The organism is Aeromonas rivuli (genome assembly GCF_020149575.1).
Taxonomy (GTDB): Bacteria; Pseudomonadota; Gammaproteobacteria; order Enterobacterales; family Aeromonadaceae; genus Aeromonas; species Aeromonas rivuli.
The window spans coordinates 1386688-1405026 of the sequence record NZ_CP079742.1 but is presented as its reverse complement, the minus strand read 5'-3'; the positions used below and the strand labels follow the sequence as shown (position 1 = coordinate 1405026).

The following is an 18339-nucleotide window of genomic DNA, read 5'->3' as shown; positions in this document are numbered from 1 at the left end:
GTTGCTATCTGACAGCAAAGACTGTTGTTATGCGCCTGTTAACTGATAAAATGCGGCAACTTTCGTAATGGACTACCTTTCCGGCTCCTCTCTCCCGCCAGGGTCGAGAGCCTTCATATGGCGCAGGGATGTTGGCCAGCATTGATACCAAATTCGCGATGACTCGATCCTGAGTTCATACCCTGGATGATGTAATAAATTTTCAGGATACGTCCTTGATGGGTCGGGTAACGCCAAAAGTGTTAAAATTTAGCTAATTAACTGATAAGAATCTGGGAAAACTCATGCAAACACCACACATTCTGATCGTCGAAGACGAGCTGGTTACCCGCAATACCCTCAAGAGCATCTTCGAAGCCGAAGGCTATGTCGTGCTGGAAGCGAACAATGGTGACGAGATGCACCAGGCGCTGACCAACCACACCATCAATCTGGTGATCATGGATATCAACCTGCCGGGCAAAAATGGCCTGCTGCTGGCTCGCGAACTCCGTGAAGATGACAACATAGCTCTGATGTTCCTGACCGGTCGCGATAATGAAGTCGACAAGATCCTGGGGCTTGAAATCGGCGCCGACGATTACATCACCAAGCCGTTCAATCCTCGTGAGCTGACCATACGCGCTCGCAACCTGCTGAGCCGCACCATGAATGTGCTGCCCGGTGGCGAGGAGAAGAAGCAAGTCGAACGTTACCTGTTCAACGGCTGGGCCCTGGACATCAACAGCCGCGCTCTGGTCAGCCCGACCGGCGACATGTTCAAGCTGCCTCGCTCAGAGTTTCGCGCCATGCTGCATTTCTGTGAGAACCCGGGCCAGATCCAGACCCGTGCCGAGTTGCTCAAGAAGATGACTGGCCGTGAGCTGAAACCCCATGATCGCACCGTGGACGTGACCATTCGCCGCATTCGCAAGCATTTCGAGAGCGTGGGCGACACCCCCGAGATCATCGCCACCATCCATGGCGAAGGTTACCGCTTCTGCGGCGAGCTCGAGCAGGAATAAGCGAACTCGACCTCACCGCACAAATAAGGGCGCCATCGGGCGCCTTTTTGCTGGCCGCACCAGAGAAGCCGTGGCCACACCTGACCTGATGAGTGCTTGGGGATGAAGGCGCGGCAACGGTTGATGGAAGAGCCACATAAGCAAAAAGCCCACTCGCGAGAGTGGGCTTTTTGCTGTGAAGCTGGAGCGGGCAGCGGGAATCGAACCCGCATCATCAGCTTGGAAGGCTGAGGTAATAGCCATTATACGATGCCCGCTTGGCATCAGAAATTACAGTGGGAGGACAACCAAACCCACCTGTTCAAGCAACTTGTTGCCTTGAGACAGATCAAGCAGCTTGCCATCGGAATATGGAGCGGGTGATGGGAATCGAACCCACGTATGCAGCTTGGGAAGCTACCGTTCTACCATTGAACTACACCCGCGTCAGGGGCTCTACTATATGCATTTTGCCGCCAAGCGCAATGGCACCCTTTCGATTTTTTACCGCAAATCAAACTGTTCGACCAACTAATGAACAGGGCGCCGCATTTTCAACCACCCCGCGTGATGCCATGGCATTTACAAGGTTGCCATTGCCTGGGGGCGAGGATAGTCTTGCGCCACTCGAAATGAGGAAGCTGGTGATGGACAAGAATACCCAAAAACATCTTTATGGCTGGTTGCGCATGCAGTCGAGTCACGGCCGACGCTGGATCGGTCTCTCCATAGCATTCGGCCTGGGTCAGGGAGTCCTGATGGTCGCCCAAGCCTGGCTGCTGGCCACCCTGCTGCACGGCTTCATCATAGAGGGCATCTTGCCCGAGCAGCAGATCCCCCTGTTTATCACCCTGCTCGCCGTCACCCTCGGCAAGGCGCTGCTCGCCTATGGCCGCGAAGTGACCAGCTTCAAGGCCGGTGCCGCCGTGCGCCAGACCATACGCAACCTGGTGCTGACCCGTCTCAGTCGCCTCGGCCCTGCTTATATACAACGTCGTCCGGCCGGGAGCTGGGCCAGCCTGCTGCTCGAACAGATCGAAAATATGCAGGAGTTCTTCTCCCGCTATTTGCCGCAGATGGCCATCGCCGTCTTCATTCCCATCGTGATATTGGTCGCTGTCTTCCCGGTCAACTGGGCGGCAGGCATCATACTGCTCGGTACGGCGCCGCTCATCCCCCTGTTCATGATCCTGGTCGGGGTCGGCGCCGCCGATGCCAACCGCCGCAACTTCCACTCCCTGGCTCGCCTCTCGGGTCACTTCCTCGACCGGCTCAAGGGACTGCGCACCCTGCAACTGTTCATGCGAACTCAGGCCGAGGGCAAGGAGATAGAAGAGGCGTCGGAAGACTTTCGGGTCAGGACCATGGAGGTGCTGCGGCTGGCCTTCCTCAGCACGGCGGTGCTGGAGTTCTTCGCCGCCCTCTCGGTCGCCCTGGTCGCCGTCTATTTTGGTTTCTCTTATATCGATCACCTCAACTTCGGCAACTACGGCGCCAAGGTAACGCTGTTTACCGGCCTGTTCGTGCTCTTCCTGGCCCCCGAGTTCTATGCGCCCCTGCGCGAGCTCGGCGCGCACTATCACGCCAAGGCCCAGGCCATCGGCGCCGCCGAACAGCTGCTGGAGTTTCTGGAAGCCGAGGTGGCTGAACCTGCCAGCGGCAGCCAGCCGTTCACGGCCAACCACCCCATTCGGGTCGAGGCCCGTGCCTTGGAGGTATTGAGCGCCGAGGGCAAGGTGCTGGTCGGCCCCATCGACTTCACTCTGGAACCCGGCTCACGCACCGCCCTGGTAGGGATCAGTGGTGCGGGCAAGAGTTCCCTGGTCAATGCCCTGCTCGGCTTTGCCCCCTATCGCGGGGAGCTGAAAGTCGATGGCCTGGAGCTGGCCAGTCTCGACATGAGTCAGTGGCGACAACGCCTCGGCTGGCTCTCTCAAAACCCGCAGCTGTTTCATGCCTCCTTGCGCGACAACTTGCTGCTCGCCAAACCGGATGCCAGCGATGCCGAGCTGAGCGAGGCACTCAAGGGTGCCCAGGCGTGGGAGTTTGCCATGGAAAAAGGGATGGATTATCCCCTTGGCGATCAGGCAGGCGGCCTCTCGGTCGGTCAGGCGCAACGTCTGGCCCTGGCCCGCACCCTGCTCAAGTCGACCCAATTGATGGTGCTGGATGAACCCACCGCTAGTCTGGACAGGCTCTCGGAGCGCGCCATCATGGGAAGCCTGGAAAAAGCCACGGCGGGCCAGACTCTGCTGATGATCACCCACCGGCTCGATCAACTGAGCGAGATGGATCAGATCCTGGTGCTGGCCAAGGGTCAGCTGGTCGAACAGGGCCATTACCGGCAGCTGAGCGAGGGCCAGGGGCCCTTCGCCAGCCTCTTGTCCCAACGTGCGGGGGATTCTCTCGATGACTGATTTATTGCCCTTTCTGCGGCTCTACCGCCAACATTGGCTGAGCCTGAGTGTCGGCCTGCTGCTGGCCTTGGTGACCCTGGCCGCCGGCATAGGCCTGCTGTCGCTCTCCGGCTGGTTCCTCTCCGCCGCAGCCGTGGCGGGCATGGCTGCCGCCAGCCGTGACACCTTCAACTACATGACTCCGGCTGGCGGGGTGCGTTTCTTCTCCATCGTCCGCACCGCGGGTCGCTGGGGGGAGCGAGTCGTGAGTCACGATGCCACCTTCCGGGTACTGACCCGGCTGCGGGTCTGGTTCTGGCAGAAACTCTCCCCCCTCTCCACCGGGGCCCTGGCAGGCTTTCGCCAGGCGGATCTGCTCAATCGCCTGGTGGCTGACATCGACGCCATGGACCACGTCTATCTGCGCCTGATCACCCCGATTGGCGCGGCGCTGCTCAGCACAGCCGGCCTGGTGTTCTTCCTCTCCTTCTTCGACGGTCGGCTCGCCCTGACTCTGGGCGCCATCTTGCTGTTTGGCATGATAGCCCTGCCCCTGGTGTTCTTCTTCGCCGGTCGCAAGCCCGGTCAGGCGCTCATCCTCGGCAAGGCCCAACTGCGTACCCGCCTGGTGGATTATCTGGATGGTCAGGCCGAGCTGCAGATGTTTGCCGCCGCCCCCCGCGCCCTCACCGAGCTGCAACAGGCCGAGCAGGACCTGATCCTTGCCCAGGCGCGCATGGCCAGGGTGAGCGGTCTGGCCAATGCAAGTGTTCAGCTACTGAGCGGCTGGACCCTGACCCTGATGCTCTGGCTCGCCAGCCACGGGGTGGGCGGCGCGACGCCGGATCCCATCACGGCGCTGATGGTGTTTGCCACCTTGGCAAGCTTCGAGGCCTTACTGCCCCTGGCCGGCGCCTTTCAGCATCTCTCCACCAGCCTGGCCTCGGCCCGCCGCCTCAACGAGATATTGCAAGATGCCCAGCCGCCGGAATGGGGCACCTTGAACGAACCTGCCCAGGGTGGCGCCTTGCAGATAAACGATCTCTCCTTCGGCTATCCGGGTAGTACCCAAGCCGTACTGCGCGGTTGCACCTTGCAGCTGCAGGCCGGTGAGAAGCTGGCGCTGCTGGGCCAGACGGGCTGCGGAAAATCGACCCTGATGGGCTTGCTGACCCGGGAGTGGAGCCCGCAATCTGGCGAGATCTTGCTGGGCGGCAAGCCGCTGACCGATTACAGCGAAGGGGCTCTGCGCGCTTCGCTCTCTGTGGTCAGCCAGCGGGTGCACCTGTTTGCCACCACCTTGCGCGACAACCTCAAGCTCGCGGCGCCTGCCGCCAGTGACGGGCGTCTGGCCGAGGTACTGCAACAGGTCGGGCTTGGCGCCTTGCTAGAAGATGAGACGGGGCTGGATGCCTGGCTCGGCGACGGTGGCCGCCCCCTGTCTGGTGGGGAACGGCGCCGCATCGGCATTGCCCGTGCCCTCTTGCATGATGCCCCGCTCTGGTTGCTGGATGAGCCGACCGAGGGACTCGACAGCCAGACCGAGCGCGACATCATGGCGCTGCTGATGCGCTTGGGTGCCGATCGCGCCATGCTGCTCATCTCCCACCGATTGATTGGCCTGGAGCAGATGGACAGGATAGCGCTGATGGAGGAGGGTCAGATCCGTCTGTGTGCCCCGCATCAAGCACTGCTGGCCGATGATTACTATCAGAGCCTGCATCGACGCCTGGCACCGGTCTGACTCTTTGAGGGACCCTGCGGGTGACTGGCGTCGTCATCCTGGTCACACACAGAGAAATAGGGGCTGGTCGCCGGTGGCGACTGGCCCCTATAATGTTTGCCTCACTGGTCAACAAGATGCCGACATGAAACCCCTGATCCTGATGATGCCCCTGCTCGCCTCCGGCTGCGCCAACTACGCCTTCAATAGCAACCTGGACAAGGAGAACTTTGACGAGTACTTCAAACCGGGCAGTGTCACCATTTATGAGCAGGCCGATCTTGCCGAGCTGAACTATCTCTACCTTGGTACCGTCGAGGGCGAATCCTGCCAAACCGATGCCAACCAGCCCGTCCCCAACGCCGGGGAAGCGCGCACTCTGGCCCGGCGCCGGGCTGCGGACATGGGCGGCAATGGCATCGCCATCGACAAGTGTGCCGAGTACAGCGACATCCCCGGTTGCCTCAAGCAGGTCATCTGCTACGGCCAGGCCCTCAAGGTGGCCGAACAGAAATGACACCTCACCCCGGCCTCGCCGGGGTGATTGCATTCCCTCTCCCACTCCCCCTTATCGAGACCGCGATCACAGCAGGTCTATCAGGGTCAGCGCCAAGATACCCAGTGCCGCACCCAGCAGGGCGATGAAGGTCATCACCATGCCACTGCTCCTGAACTTGAAATTCTCTTTTGGCGAACTGATGCCATAGGCATGCAAAGCGCGACCCAGCAACAGCGACAGACAGAGGCCATGGATCAGGGGAATGGGGCCACCGAGGCCATCGAAGCAGAAGATGAGCAGCAGACAGAGCGGCACATACTCGGCGAAGTTGCCATGGGCGCGAATGGCACGGGTAAGCAGCGGCTCCTGATGATCTCCCACCGCCACCTGGAAGCGGTGGCGCAGCCGCACCACCCTCAGGCTCAGATAGATGAACAGGCAAGCCAGCAAAGCGGCGTAAGGGGCAATGATCATGGGCACTCCTCGAAGCAGGATCTGGGGATCAGCAGTGCCAGCACTATAGCCGGGTCCGGTGCTTGCGCCAATGGCGCCCAGCGCCGGGCCAGGCTTCCTGCCGCATCCATGCCTTTATCGGCGGATTATGCTAGATTGCCCCGGTTTTCCACTATGCAGGGGCGCGCCGCGTGAAATTTGAGATAGATACCCTGGGGGTGATCCACTCCCCCTACAAGGAGAAGTTCGCCATCCCTCGCCAGCCCGGTCTGGTCAAATCGGCCCGCGCCCGGCTCGAGCTGCTGCCCCCCTACGATCAGCCCGATGTGCTGCGCGGCATAGAGCAGTTCTCCCACCTCTGGCTCAGCTTCGTGTTCCACCAGACCATGGCCCAGGGCTGGCACCCGACGGTACGCCCGCCTCGCCTTGGCGGGAACGAGCGCGTCGGCGTCTTCGCCACCCGCTCCACCTTCCGCCCCAATCCGCTGGGTCTCTCCGTGGTGGAACTGCTTGGCGTCGGCCGCGCACGCGGCAAACTCTGGCTCGAACTCGGCGCCGTCGACTTGCTCGACGGCACCCCCATCGTCGATATCAAACCCTACATTCCCTATGCCGACAGCCTGCCCGATGCCCGGGGAGGCTTTGCCCCTGACGCGCCCCAAGGGCTGCTCTCGGTGCACTTTGCCGAGCAGGCCCGGGCGGCGCTGTCCGCCTTGCAGCAAGTGCATCCCGAGCTTGAGACCCTGATCGCCGAAGTGCTTGCACAGGATCCCCGCCCCACCTACAAGCGAGGCAAAACCGATGAGAAACTGTACGGGGTGCGCCTGTTCGACCTCGAGGTGCGTTTTCGTATCACAGAGCCCGAGTGCGAGGTCCTCTCCATCGAGGCAATCTGACTCTCCCAGGATCTCTGCCCGATAAAAAGGGGCCCATCGAGGGCCCCTTTTGCTGCGCTGAAACAGTCGACTCAGGCGCCGGATCATCCCCGCTCGAGCAGCAGGCTGCCGATGGAGTAACCGGCGCCGAACGAACAGAGCACCCCGCGGGCGCCGCTGGGCAGATCCTGGTTATGAAGATGAAACGCGATGACAGAGCCCGCCGAGCTGGTGTTGGCGTAGCGGTCCAGGATGACGGGAGCCTCCTCCTGACTGGCATCGTGGCCCAGCAATTTCCGGCCAATGAACTGGTTCATGGTGAGATTGGCCTGATGCAACCAGAGGCGGGAAAGCTCCCCGGTCTGCCAGCCCTGAGCCGCCAACTGTCCCTCAATCTGGTCGCAGACCAGGGGTAACACCTCCTTGAACACCTTGCGCCCCTGCTGGCGAAACAGCTTGTCGTCGCCATAACGGGTGCGGGGGCTGAGCCGGTTCAAGAAGCCGAAGTTGTTGCGGATGTTATTTGAATACTGGGTGGTCAGCTTGCTGCCCACCAGCCGCCAGGGTTGCGCCACCTGGCAATCGGTCTCCCGCTCCAGCAAGACGGCGGTACAGGCATCGCCGAAGATGAAATGGCTGTCACGGTCGCGAAAATTGAGGTGACCCGAGCAGATCTCCGGATTGACCACCAGGGCCAGCCTGGCCGTCCCTGCCGCCAGCAGATCCGCCGCCGTCTTGATGCCGAAGGTGGCGGAGGAGCAGGCCACATTCATGTCAAATGCCATGCCGCTTGCCCCAAGATAGTGCTGCAGTTCGATAGCCAGTGCCGGATAGGGGCGCGGCATGTTCGACGCAGCCACTATCACCAGGTCTATCTCTTCGGGTTTGCGACCGGCGGCGATCAGCGCCTGCTCGGCGGCGGCAACCGCCATCTCGACCATGATGGAGGGCTGCTCATCGGGGCGCTCGGCCAAGAGCGGCTGCATGATGTCGGGATCCAGCACCCCTTCCCGGCTCACCAGGAAGCGGCTCTTGATGCCGGAGGCCTTCTCGATGAAATCGCTGCTGGAGTGCTGTTTGGCATCGAGCTGACCCGCATCTATGGCGGAGGCATTCTCTTCGTTGTAGAGATCCACATACTGGTTGAAGGCCTGGACCAGCTCCTCGTTGCTGACGGCGTGGGGCGGGGTATAGAGGCCGCTGCCACTGATCACTATCTGGGTCATCTTTGCTCCTGTGCCGGGTGCAGTCCCGGCTTATCGGGTAGGGTCGAGGTGAGGCAGAGCCGGGCCGACGGAAGAACAGGCGCCAGCGCGCGACACTCTGCTATCGTTCAGGGTTTCGTTATAACTGACCATCGGATGATGGTCGGCGATTAATTCAGATAAGAGGGTATAAGCTCTATATCTTGTAATAACATATTGTTATAACAAAACGTCACTTCTCATTCAGGAATCTCAGAGTAATCTTGTTTCATCGCCGTAACAAACAGGGATAGCACCATGAGTAAGATTTTTGAGGACAACAGCCAGACCATAGGTCAGACACCGCTGGTTCGTCTCAACCGTGTTACCAAAGGCCGAGTGCTGGCCAAGATCGAAAGCCGTAACCCCAGCTTCAGCGTCAAGTGCCGCATCGGCGCCAACCTTATCTGGGATGCAGAGAAGCGCGGTGTGCTGACCAAGGGCAAAGAGATCATCGAGCCCACCAGCGGTAATACCGGTATTGCTCTGGCCTTCGTGGCTGCGGCCCGTGGCTATCCCATCACCCTCACCATGCCGGCCACCATGAGCCTTGAGCGCCGCAAGCTGCTCAAGGCGCTCGGTGCCAATCTGGTGCTGACCGAGGGGCCGCTTGGCATGAAGGGCGCCATCGCCAAGGCCAATGAGATCCTCGAATCCGAACCAGGCAAGTTTGTACTGCTGCAGCAATTTGAAAACCCGGCCAACCCCGAGATCCACGAGCAGACCACTGGCCCCGAGATCTGGGAAGCCACCGATGGCGACATCGATGTGTTCGTGGCCGGGGTCGGTACCGGCGGCACCATCACCGGGGTCTCCCGCTACATCAAGCAGACCAAGGGCAAGGCCATCATTTCGGTCGCGGTCGAGCCAAGCGAATCCCCCGTCATCAGCCAGAAACTGGCTGGAGAAGAGATCAAGCCAGGCCCCCACAAGATCCAGGGCATCGGCGCCGGCTTCATTCCGGGCAACCTGGACCTGGCCCTGCTGGACAGAGTCGAGCAAGTCAGCAGCGATGATGCCATCGAGATGGCTCGCCGCCTGATGGAAGAGGAAGGCATTCTGGCGGGGATCAGCTCAGGCGCCGCCGTCGTGGCCGCCGCCCGTCTGGCAGAACTGCCCGAATTTGCAGGCAAGACCATAGTGGTCGTGTTGCCGAGTGCTGCCGAGCGCTATCTCTCCAGCGCCCTGTTTGCGGGTGTGTTCAGTGAGCAAGAGCTGCAACAGTAAATGATGTTGTTTTCCATAAAAATGGCGCCCACAGTGGGCGCCATTTTTGTTTGCGCTAAACTTATCGCCAAACAGCGCCACTCGACCCCCTTATTTTTTGGGGTAAAATAACAAATAAGCGCGCCACAAAAAAAGCAGACATTCTGTGATAAATCTCATATCCTGTGCGGCGTCACGCACTTTTTGCGGGTCAGGTTTCACAAAGTAACAAAGTGTTATTTTTCGTTATAAAATAACGACAAGCTAGGTATAGCGCGGCTTGCAGCACAGCGTTCCAGGAAATCCGACCAAGACTACAAATACTGAACAGAAAATTGACCTGGATTAAGCTATTGCAGGTCTGATTTCGTTACTTTACAACATATGCATACTTAAACGGTCTGAAAGAGCAGCCTCAAAGCGGCCTTCAGACTATAAAATATCAATAATATGGGGTGAACCATGTACGAGAAGTCTGTAGTTATCACTGCTGAAAACGGCCTGCACACCCGTCCGGCAGCGCAATTCGTGAAAGAAGCCAAAGAATTCCAAAGCGAGATCACTGTGGTCTCCGGTGGCAAGTCCGCCAGCGCCAAGAGCCTGTTCAAGTTGCAGACTCTGGGTCTGACCAAGGGTACCAACGTCACCATCCAGGCCGATGGCCCGGACGCTCAGAAAGCCGTTGAGAAGCTGGTCGCCCTGATGGACGAGCTGGAGTAATCCGGCTCACACTCCTCCCCCACAGTCGTTTTAATAGGAAGGATTATGATATCTGGCATTCCTGCGTCCCCCGGCATCGCATTCGGCAAGGCGCTTCTTCTCAAAGAAGATGAAATCGTTATCAATCAGAGCAAGATTTCTGCCGAACAGATAGATACCGAAATCAACCGCTTCCTCGAGGCTCGCACCAAGTCAGCTACCCAGCTGGAAGCCATCAAAGAGATGGCCGGTCGCACCTTCGGTGAGGAAAAAGAGGCCATCTTCGAAGGCCACATCATGCTGCTCGAAGATGAGGAGCTGGAAGGGGATATCAGATCCTTCATCAAGGACAACAAGGCCCATGCTGACAAGGCCATCTTTGAGGTCATCGAGCAATATGCGAAGATGATGGCCGACCTGGATGACCCCTATCTGCGTGAGCGCGCCACCGATTTCCGTGACATCGGCACCCGTCTGGTGAAGAACGCACTGGGCATCGCCGTGGTCAACCTGAGCACCATAGACGAAGAGGTGATCCTGGTCGCCAACGACCTGACCCCGTCTGAAACTGCCCAGATCAATTTGAAATATGTGCTGGGTTTTGTCACCGACATCGGTGGCCGTACCTCTCACACCTCCATCATGGCCCGCTCCCTCGAGCTGCCGGCCATCGTGGGCACCAATGACATCACCCGTCGCGTCAACAATGGCGACATGCTGGTGCTGGATGCCATCAATAACCAGGTCATCATCAATCCGAGCCCGGAGCAGCTGAGCGACGCCAAGAAGTTCCAGGCCCAGTTCCAGGCCGAGAAAGATGAGCTGGCCAAGCTCAAAGACTTGCCCGCCATCACCCTTGATGGTCATCAGGTCGAAGTCTGCGCCAACATAGGTACCGTCAAGGATACCGAGGGTGCCATCCGCAATGGCGCCGAGGGCGTCGGTCTGTACCGCACCGAGTTCCTGTTCATGGATCGCGATGCGCTGCCGACCGAAGACGAGCAGTTCAAGGCCTACAAAGAAGTGGCAGAGGCCATGCCGGATCAGCCGATCATCGTCCGTACCATGGACATTGGCGGCGACAAAGAACTGCCATACATGAATTTCCCGAAAGAGATGAACCCCTTCCTGGGCTGGCGTGCCATCCGCATTTTCTTCGATCGCGAAGAGATCATGCACGCTCAACTGAAGGCCATCTTGCGTGCCTCTGCCTTCGGCAAACTGCGCATCATGTTCCCGATGATCATCTCGGTTGAAGAGTTCCGCAGCCTCAAAGCCACCGTGGAACAGCTCAAAGCCGAACTGCGTGCCGACGGTAAAGCCTTTGATGAATCCATCGAAGTGGGTATCATGATTGAGACCCCAGCCGCCGCCGTGATGGCTCATCATCTGGCCAAGGAAGTGGACTTCTTCAGTATCGGCACCAACGACTTGACCCAGTACACCCTGGCTGTCGACCGTGGTAACGAAATGATTTCCGCCATGTACAACCCGCTGTCACCTTCCGTCCTGACGCTGATCAAGATGGTGATCGATGCATCCCACGCCGAAGGCAAGTGGACTGGCATGTGTGGTGAACTGGCTGGTGACGAACGCGCCACCCTGCTGCTGCTGGGTATGGGTCTGGATGAATTCTCCATGAGCGCCATCTCTGTACCGCGCATCAAGAAGCTCATTCGCAACACTAACTTCGAAGATGTGAAGGCCATGGCAGATCAAGCATTGAGCTATGCCACCGCCGCCGAAATCGAAGCCTGTGTAGATAACTTTATAAAGCAGAAAGCAGTCTGCTAAGATCGGCTGCAAACAGCGATAATCATCTTTAGGAGCTTTTACTATGGGTCTGTTCGATAAACTGAAGAAGCTAGTTTCCGATGACAGCTCTGACACCGGCGGCATCGAAATCTTTGCCCCCCTGTCTGGCGAGATCGTCCCCATCGAAGACGTGCCTGACGTAGTATTCGCCGAGAAGATCGTTGGTGACGGCATCGCCATCAAGCCAGCCGGTAACAAGATGGTTGCCCCTTGCGACGGCACCATCGGCAAGATCTTCGAGACCAACCATGCATTCTCGCTGGAGTCTGACACTGGTATCGAGCTGTTCGTTCACTTCGGTATCGATACCGTTGAACTGAAAGGCGAAGGCTTCACTCGTATCGCCCAGGAAGGCCAAAAGGTCAAACGCGGCGACACCATCATCGAGTTCGATCTGGCCCTGCTGGAAGAGAAAGCCAAGTCTACTCTGACGCCGGTTGTCATCTCCAACATGGATGAGATCAAAGAGCTGATCAAGATGACTGGTGCCGTGACCGTCGGTGAGACCCCGGTGATCCGCATCAAGAAATAAGTCTGGCCCAGGCCTGACGATGAAAACCGACGCCAAGGCGTCGGTTTTTTTATATCTGTTCGCCAAACCCGCAACCAGGCGAGCACTCGACATGGCTCCTCGACTTCCCACCGTCCCCCCAGACAGCACGGATGCCAGCCTGTGGGAGCCGCTCCGCCAGTTTGGTATCCCTGATGGCAAACCGGCGCATTGCTCCACGGTTCCACTTCCACTTCCACTTCCACTTCCACTTCCACTTCCACTTCCACTTCCACTTCCACTTCCACTTCCACTTCCACTTCCACTTCCACTTCCACTTCCACTTCCACTTCCACTTCCACTTCCACTTCCACTTCCACTTCCACTACGCCATGCTGATCCAGCAGTCGTCGCGGCTGGCAACCATTCAGGGCAAGACTACCCGGCTCTCTCCCCCACCCAGGGCCTCGATGCGGATCTGTACCCCGATGCGCTCAACCAGAGTCTGGACATGGGAGATGACGCCGATCTGGCGCCCCGCCGCCTGCAGGGAGTCCAGACTGGCCAGGGCCAGGTCCAGGCTGTCCGGATCCAGGGTACCGAACCCCTCGTCGATAAACAGCGACTCTATCTGGGTCTGCTTGGAGGAGAGGCTGGAGAGCGCCAGGGCCAGAGCCAGGGAGACCAGGAAGCTCTCGCCGCCTGAGAGGGAGTCGACCGAACGCACCTCATCTCCCATGTCGAGGTCGACCACCTGCAGCGCCAGATCGGTACCCGGTACCCGCTCCAGCCGATAACGTGGTGACAAGTCGCTCAGCTGGGCGTTGGCCTCGAGCAGCAAGCGCTCCAGGGTCAGACTCTGGGCGAAGGTACGGAACTTGGCACCATTGGCCTGGCCGATGAGATCCGACAGCTGTTGCCAATGATCCGCCACCCCCTGCTGATGCTGTAACGCCGCCTGCAGCTCACCCGCCTTCTGGCGAGCCACCTCGGCCTGGGCAAGTTGACTGCGGCACTCAAACAGCTGCTCATCGAGCTCGCGGCAGCGGGTCTCACATTCGGCAAGCCGCTGGCTAAGGGCTTCGGCACTCAGCGCCGCCAACTCCCCATGATGCACGCGATAGCGCGCCAGCTTCGCCTCTTCCTGAGCCTGTGCCCGCTGGCGTTCGCCGAGCCGGGTACGTGCCTCGGCCAGGGCATCGTCCAGGCGCTGCAAGGCGATACGGCGAGCCTTTAGCTCATCCAGCGTGATGGCCAGCAGCTGGCGCAGATCATCTTCCGGGATGCCCAACGCGCTGGCCCGAGCTGACCAGCGCCCCTGCACCTCACGCTGCCGCTGGCGACTCAGCTGCCTGTCCTGCTCGAGATGGGTCAACCGGGTCTTGAGCTCGGTCTGACGCTCCCTTGAGGCATGCAGGGCAGCCATCGCCTCCTCGAGCTGAGTGACCCCCTGTTGCAATCGCTGCTGCCACTCACTTTCCACCACGGCGATGGCGCGACCATCGAGGCACGCCTCGCGGCTGGCCAGCAACACCTGGCGTTGTTGATCGCCCTCTTTATAGTCAAGCGTCAGCTTGTGCAGCAGATCGTTCTGACTCTGCACCCGCACCGCCTGTGCACTGAGGATGGGGGTCAGGCTGGCAAGCTCATTGCCCAGTTGTTCCCACTCGCTCTGGCCCTGCAAATAGGCCTCGCAAGTCTGTTGCCACTCCTGCCAACGCGCCGCCTCCGCCCATTGGCGCCAGGGCTCGGCGCCCATCTGCTGATCGAGCCGCGCCTCCCCCTGCACCAGTCGCTGTGCCAGGGCGCTCTCCTGTTCGGCCAACGCCTTCAGCTCGCCCTCCAACGCTATCTTCTGGCGCTCGGCTTCGTGCAGCTGCTGTTCACACTGCTGTTGACGAACATTGAGTCTGGTCAGCTGATCCCGCAGCTCCGCCAGTCGCTGCTGCTCCCGCTGGGCCTGTTGCAACTGCGCCAGGCCAGTCGCCAGGCTCAGCGCCAGAGCCTTCTCCTGGGTCAGCAGTTGCGTCTGCCACTCGCCCCATTCAGTTGGACTGGGGTTAGTCGGCAGGTCGTGCCCCAGCAGCTTGCGCCCTCCCAGCTCTCCCCAGCGTTGATTGAGCTGTGCGGCTCTCGCGGCCAGCTCGGGATGATGTTGTTGGTGCGCGGCCAGCTGACGGGTCAGTTCGGCGCACTCGACCTCCCCTTGCAGATGCTGACGGTTGAGCCGCTCACATTCGAGATCCAGCTGGTGAACCCGTTCGCTCTGCTGGGCCAGGATACCCGCGGCCTGAGGCTGACTCTGGCGGTAAGGGTGAGTCTCTGAGCCACAGAGCGGGCACGGAATACCATCTTGAAGCACATGGCGATGCTGATCGAAACTGACCACGGCACGGGCCTGCTCCAGGGCATGGCGCGCCTCATCACGCTGGATGACGAGCCGTGCCAGCTCGGGTTCCCGCTCCCCATGTTGCGCGGCCAGCCGCGCCAGTTGCTGCTCGAGCAGGTTCATCTCTTGCTGCAGCCGCGCCTGCTGTTCGCTGTGGTGGCGGCCCTCTTGCGTCAGCGCCAACAATGCGCGCACTTGCCCCAACTGCTCGGTCCGGGATTGGCGCAACTCCTGCGCCCCGGCGACCTGAGCGTCCCACTCCTGAGCCTGCAACTCATCGTGCTGCCGTTGCAAGGCCGCGCACTCCTGTTGCCCGCGATCGCGCTCCTGCTGTCCCTGCTCCAGGCGGGCATTGAGATCGAGCAGCGTCTCGCTTCCCTGGGCACGACGCTGGATCACGCGCTGCAACTGCCCCCGGCTCTCGGCCCAGTCTTGCATGGCGGCCAGCAAGGGCTGCCACTGACGGGCCAAGGGGGCCATCCCCTTGCGTTCCTCGAGCCAGTTCGCTCGCTGCTGACGGCGCGTCTCGAGGGATTGCTTCTGCTCGTTTTGTTGCTGCCACTCCTGCTGCAGCTTGAGTTGCTGCTCGCGCGCCGGCTTGCCCTGCTGCTGGATCTCCTGCAACTGGCTGGTCTTCTCCCGGATACGGGTATCAAGATCTTGCGCCCGCTTGAGTTCGGGCTGCAACGCCCCCCACTCCCGCTCGGCGGCCGCTCTTTGCGTAATAAGCTGCTGTTCGAGCTGGGCGGCTTGCTGCTGCGCCTGCTCGGCCCGTTCGAGCTCGGGCCTCAGTTGGTCGATGAGCCGCTCCTGCTGCTGCGCCTCCAGATCGAGACGGGCTAGCTCGTCGTGGTCGGCGCGGGCCACCTGAGCCTGTTCGGCGCGGCCAAACGCCTCTCGCTCGGGCGCCGCCTGAGCATGAGCCACCTCGGCATCCGCCAGTGAGGCCTCCCCCTCCAGACAGGCTTGGCGCAGGGCGGCGATACGATCGTTGAGATCGCGCAAATCCTGCAACAGCTGGCGCTCTTGCTGGGCGAGCGTGAGGCTGGCGGAGAGACTCTGCTGCTGCGCGGCCCACTGCGTGCGCGTTGCCTCGTCCATCAGCGCTATGTCGCCAAGCCGCTCCCTCAGCGTCGCCAGCATCTGCTGCTCGGCCCGGGCCCGCTCATAGGTCTGTACCGAGATGGCTGAGTAGAGCTCGGTGCCGGTCATGCGCTCGAGCAAGGCGGAGCGTTCGTTGGCATCGGACTTGAGGAAGGCGGCAAACTCCCCCTGTGGCAGGATGACTGCGCGGCGGAACTGCTCCCAGGAGAGCCCAACCAACTCGTCGATCCGCTCTTGCAGCTCACGCTTGCTGCCAGAGAAGAGTTGACCGCTGACCAGATCCGTCAAGGATCGCTCCTGGGCCTGGAAACGTCCCTCAGCCCGGTTGCGGGCCCGGCGCACCGCCCAGCGGGCGAGATAGACCCGGCCATCGCAGCCGCGAAAGCGCACTTCGGCAAAACCGCTGGCATGGCCGCGACTCAAGATGCCGCGCACGTCATTGGCCTTGAGCTTCTCTTCATCATCCTGGCGACCGACTTCGGCCACATTTTTACGGTTGGCGACAAAGCGCGGCATCTCGTCATAGAGCGCCAGACAGATGGCATCGAGCAGGGTGCTCTTGCCCGCCCCGGTATTGCCGGTGATGGCAAACAGACCGGCAGCGCCCAGGGCATCCTTGTCAAAATCGATGTGAAAAGCCTGAGTCAGACTGGCCAGGTTCTCCCCGGCAAGGGATAAAATTTTCATGACTTGGCCTCTCTGACCTGGGTCAGGATCTCGTCAAAGGAGGCGAGCAGTGCCTCGCTCGGTTCCCCTTCGAACTGCCGTTGATAACAGAGGGTGAACACCTCCTGGGGGGCAATATCGTCCAGACGCCGACGCTGGCCGCCATCGGCCAGCCCCTGTCCTGAACCCTGATAGCGGGTGCTGATCCGGGCCAGTCGCACCGGCTTGCCTGCTAGGACCGCGAGGATCCGCTCACGAATGCGCGCCTCGGGCTTGGGCAGCAACAGCCTCACCTCAAGGAATGGCTGCGCCTGCGCAGGGACATCGGCCAAGTCCAGCGCCGCGATCGCCTCCAGAGCGACATGCAATTCGCTCTCGGGCAGCCGTATCATCTCGACGCTGCGTGGCACCAATATGGGATCGACCGCCACCAGTTTGCCGCCCTCCAGCGTGACTTCCAGCACCTGATGACGATAGTTGGCCTCATTGAGAGAGAGGGGCAGCGGCGAGCCGCTGTAGTGCACGCCGGGGGCCAGACGCTGGGCCAGATGCAAGTGACCGAGCGCCGTGTAATCGGCACCGGCAAAGATGTCGGCAGGCAGGGCATGCTGATTGCCACCCAGCACCCGCCGCTCGGACAGTTCGGAGAGCTGACCCGCGGCCAGATAGGCATGGCCCATGGCGATCAGGGCCTGCTCGGGCTCGCAGCGGGCCCGCCCCTCGGCCAGCAGCTCATCATAGATCTGGCGCACCCCTTCGATCAGCCTGTCCTGCCCCTCCCCCAAGGCCTCGGGTCTGAGGTCGCTGCTGCGCAAGAAGGGCACGGCGGCGCACCAGGCGGCCACCTTGCCCTCCCTGTCATGCAGTGGTACCAGCAGGCGGTCAGTTTCCAGTTGCCCACCCTCATCCCGACTGATGCTGCCCACCAGATGCAAGTTGAAGGCCCGCAGCAACTCATGGGGGGCATCCAGCTTGGAGGGGGAGTCATGGTTGCCACCGACCAGCACCAGGTTGAGCCTGGGCATATCGGCGCGCAATCTTGCCAGAAAGCCATACAGCTGCTGCCAGGCACTGGCGGGGGGATTGGCGGTATCGAACAGATCCCCGGCCACCAGCAGGGCATCTATCTGCCGCGTCTTGATGGTATCGGCCAACCAGTCGAGGAAGGCATCATGCTCGAAACGGCGCTCATGGCCATGGAGCTGATGGCCCAGATGCCAATCGGCGGTATGCAGGATTTTCATGGCGTTGCGGCTCAATTAAGCGAAGGCGTCAGGCGCCCATATTGACGTCATGGTGCCTTAGCCCATGCCTGTTCGGCAAGGGTGGGACTCAAGGGTGCCATAAAGAAAAACGGCTCAAGCCCCGAACCAGTGCATCCGGTATTGGCCATGACCGGTCAGGGGATCCGGCTCCTCGCCATCGATGACGAAGCCATGCTGGCGGTAGAAGCGCACCGCAGGATCGTTCTCGGTGAAGACCCTGGCATGCAGGCTGGTGACCTGGGTCTTGGCATTTTGCAGCAAGGCATGGCCTATGCCCCGCCCCTGGCTATCCGGGCGCACAAACAGAGCGGCCAGATAATCGTCGACCAGGGCGATGAATCCCTGCAGCTGGCCATCGTCTTCATAGACCCACACCTCGGCCCGGGTCAGGTAACGGCTGCGCAGCAGTTCCTGAGCCTGCCACCAGACGGAAGCATCGACAAAATCGTGGGACTGCAGGGAAGCCAGCAACCAGATGTCCATAATGGCATCCATGTCCTGCGCCCGACTCGCTCTGAGCATCTCTTCATCC

The 18339-nt window shown here is 60.5% G+C and carries 14 protein-coding genes and 2 tRNA genes; 9 read left to right on the top strand and 7 right to left on the bottom strand.

Going from position 1 to position 18339, the window contains the following annotated elements:
- The first annotated feature begins 284 nt into the window (after window positions 1-284).
- On the top strand, window positions 285-1004 hold the full coding sequence (gene arcA / locus KYK33_RS06680) for a two-component system response regulator ArcA (protein WP_042040388.1): 720 nt from the start codon (window positions 285-287) through the stop codon (window positions 1002-1004).
- A 182-nt stretch (window positions 1005-1186) separates the two neighbouring features.
- Here the strand turns inward: arcA and KYK33_RS06675 are convergent.
- Together KYK33_RS06675 and KYK33_RS06670 are read right to left on the bottom strand one after the other, a co-directional pair.
- Window positions 1187-1261, bottom strand: a tRNA-Gly gene (locus tag KYK33_RS06675).
- Window positions 1262-1355: 94 nt separating this feature from the next.
- A tRNA-Gly gene (locus tag KYK33_RS06670) sits at window positions 1356-1429 on the bottom strand.
- Window positions 1430-1630: 201 nt separating this feature from the next.
- On the opposite strand from KYK33_RS06670, the gene cydD reads away from it, so the two are divergent.
- From cydD to rcsF, 3 genes are all read left to right on the top strand, one after another.
- Complete coding sequence (cydD, locus tag KYK33_RS06665; protein ID WP_224432461.1) at window positions 1631-3400, top strand: heme ABC transporter permease/ATP-binding protein CydD; 1770 nt, start codon at window positions 1631-1633, stop codon at window positions 3398-3400.
- Complete coding sequence (cydC, locus tag KYK33_RS06660; protein WP_224432460.1) at window positions 3393-5123, top strand: heme ABC transporter ATP-binding protein/permease CydC; 1731 nt, start codon at window positions 3393-3395, stop codon at window positions 5121-5123. Before cydD ends, cydC begins: the two co-directional genes overlap by 8 nt.
- 124 nt (window positions 5124-5247) lie before the next feature.
- On the top strand, window positions 5248-5619 hold the full coding sequence (gene rcsF / locus KYK33_RS06655) for an Rcs stress response system protein RcsF (protein WP_042040384.1): 372 nt from the start codon (window positions 5248-5250) through the stop codon (window positions 5617-5619).
- 66 nt (window positions 5620-5685) lie between these two features.
- On the opposite strand, the gene KYK33_RS06650 is transcribed toward rcsF, so the two are convergent.
- Window positions 5686-6075, bottom strand: a complete 390-nt coding sequence (locus tag KYK33_RS06650; RefSeq protein WP_042040382.1) for an MAPEG family protein — start codon at window positions 6073-6075, stop codon at window positions 5686-5688.
- Window positions 6076-6245: 170 nt separating this feature from the next.
- Between KYK33_RS06650 and tsaA the strand changes: the two genes are divergently transcribed.
- Complete coding sequence (gene tsaA, locus KYK33_RS06645) at window positions 6246-6950, top strand: tRNA (N6-threonylcarbamoyladenosine(37)-N6)-methyltransferase TrmO (protein ID WP_224432459.1); 705 nt, start codon at window positions 6246-6248, stop codon at window positions 6948-6950.
- Between the two features lie 83 nt (window positions 6951-7033).
- Here the strand turns inward: tsaA and KYK33_RS06640 are convergent, their stop codons facing one another.
- Window positions 7034-8155 (bottom strand): beta-ketoacyl-ACP synthase III, encoded by a 1122-nt coding sequence (locus KYK33_RS06640; RefSeq protein ID WP_224432458.1) that lies wholly within the window; start codon window positions 8153-8155, stop codon window positions 7034-7036.
- Window positions 8156-8431: 276 nt separating this feature from the next.
- Here KYK33_RS06640 and cysK point away from each other — a divergent pair, with 276 nt between their 5' ends.
- From cysK to crr, 4 genes are all read left to right on the top strand, one after another.
- Window positions 8432-9400 (top strand): cysteine synthase A, encoded by a 969-nt coding sequence (cysK, locus tag KYK33_RS06635; RefSeq protein WP_042040379.1) that lies wholly within the window; start codon window positions 8432-8434, stop codon window positions 9398-9400.
- A gap of 441 nt (window positions 9401-9841) precedes the next feature.
- A complete protein-coding gene (locus KYK33_RS06630) occupies window positions 9842-10099 on the top strand; it encodes an HPr family phosphocarrier protein (protein ID WP_005303128.1) in 258 nt (85 codons plus the stop codon).
- A gap of 45 nt (window positions 10100-10144) precedes the next feature.
- The gene (gene ptsI, locus KYK33_RS06625) at window positions 10145-11872 is read left to right on the top strand and encodes a phosphoenolpyruvate-protein phosphotransferase PtsI (protein WP_042040377.1); all 1728 of its coding nucleotides are present in this window, start codon (window positions 10145-10147) and stop codon (window positions 11870-11872) included.
- A gap of 43 nt (window positions 11873-11915) precedes the next feature.
- Window positions 11916-12425: a PTS glucose transporter subunit IIA gene (gene crr / locus KYK33_RS06620; protein ID WP_005906805.1), complete on the top strand. Its 510-nt coding sequence runs from the start codon at window positions 11916-11918 to the stop codon at window positions 12423-12425.
- Window positions 12426-12810: 385 nt separating this feature from the next.
- Here crr and KYK33_RS06615 read toward each other — a convergent pair whose 3' ends face one another.
- From KYK33_RS06615 to KYK33_RS06605, 3 genes are all read right to left on the bottom strand, one after another.
- A complete protein-coding gene (locus KYK33_RS06615; RefSeq protein WP_224432457.1) occupies window positions 12811-16563 on the bottom strand; it encodes an AAA family ATPase in 3753 nt (1250 codons plus the stop codon).
- On the bottom strand, window positions 16560-17786 hold the full coding sequence (locus KYK33_RS06610) for an exonuclease SbcCD subunit D C-terminal domain-containing protein (RefSeq protein ID WP_224432456.1): 1227 nt from the start codon (window positions 17784-17786) through the stop codon (window positions 16560-16562). The genes KYK33_RS06615 and KYK33_RS06610 overlap by 4 nt, the downstream gene beginning before the upstream one ends.
- Before the next feature lie 114 nt (window positions 17787-17900).
- Complete coding sequence (locus KYK33_RS06605; protein WP_224432455.1) at window positions 17901-18329, bottom strand: N-acetyltransferase; 429 nt, start codon at window positions 18327-18329, stop codon at window positions 17901-17903.
- Window positions 18330-18339: the final 10 nt, after the last annotated feature.

Coding starts and splice junctions, on each gene's coding strand:
- arcA (WP_042040388.1), top strand. CDS start 285: ATGCAAACACCACACATTCTGATCGTCGAAGACGAGCTGGTTACCCGC.
- cydD (WP_224432461.1), top strand. CDS start 1,631: ATGGACAAGAATACCCAAAAACATCTTTATGGCTGGTTGCGCATGCAG.
- cydC (WP_224432460.1), top strand. CDS start 3,393: ATGACTGATTTATTGCCCTTTCTGCGGCTCTACCGCCAACATTGGCTG.
- rcsF (WP_042040384.1), top strand. CDS start 5,248: ATGAAACCCCTGATCCTGATGATGCCCCTGCTCGCCTCCGGCTGCGCC.
- KYK33_RS06650 (WP_042040382.1), bottom strand. CDS start 6,075: ATGATCATTGCCCCTTACGCCGCTTTGCTGGCTTGCCTGTTCATCTAT.
- KYK33_RS06640 (WP_224432458.1), bottom strand. CDS start 8,155: ATGACCCAGATAGTGATCAGTGGCAGCGGCCTCTATACCCCGCCCCAC.
- cysK (WP_042040379.1), top strand. CDS start 8,432: ATGAGTAAGATTTTTGAGGACAACAGCCAGACCATAGGTCAGACACCG.
- KYK33_RS06630 (WP_005303128.1), top strand. CDS start 9,842: ATGTACGAGAAGTCTGTAGTTATCACTGCTGAAAACGGCCTGCACACC.
- ptsI (WP_042040377.1), top strand. CDS start 10,145: ATGATATCTGGCATTCCTGCGTCCCCCGGCATCGCATTCGGCAAGGCG.
- crr (WP_005906805.1), top strand. CDS start 11,916: ATGGGTCTGTTCGATAAACTGAAGAAGCTAGTTTCCGATGACAGCTCT.
- KYK33_RS06615 (WP_224432457.1), bottom strand. CDS start 16,563: ATGAAAATTTTATCCCTTGCCGGGGAGAACCTGGCCAGTCTGACTCAG.
- KYK33_RS06610 (WP_224432456.1), bottom strand. CDS start 17,786: ATGAAAATCCTGCATACCGCCGATTGGCATCTGGGCCATCAGCTCCAT.
- KYK33_RS06605 (WP_224432455.1), bottom strand. CDS start 18,329: ATGCTCAGAGCGAGTCGGGCGCAGGACATGGATGCCATTATGGACATC.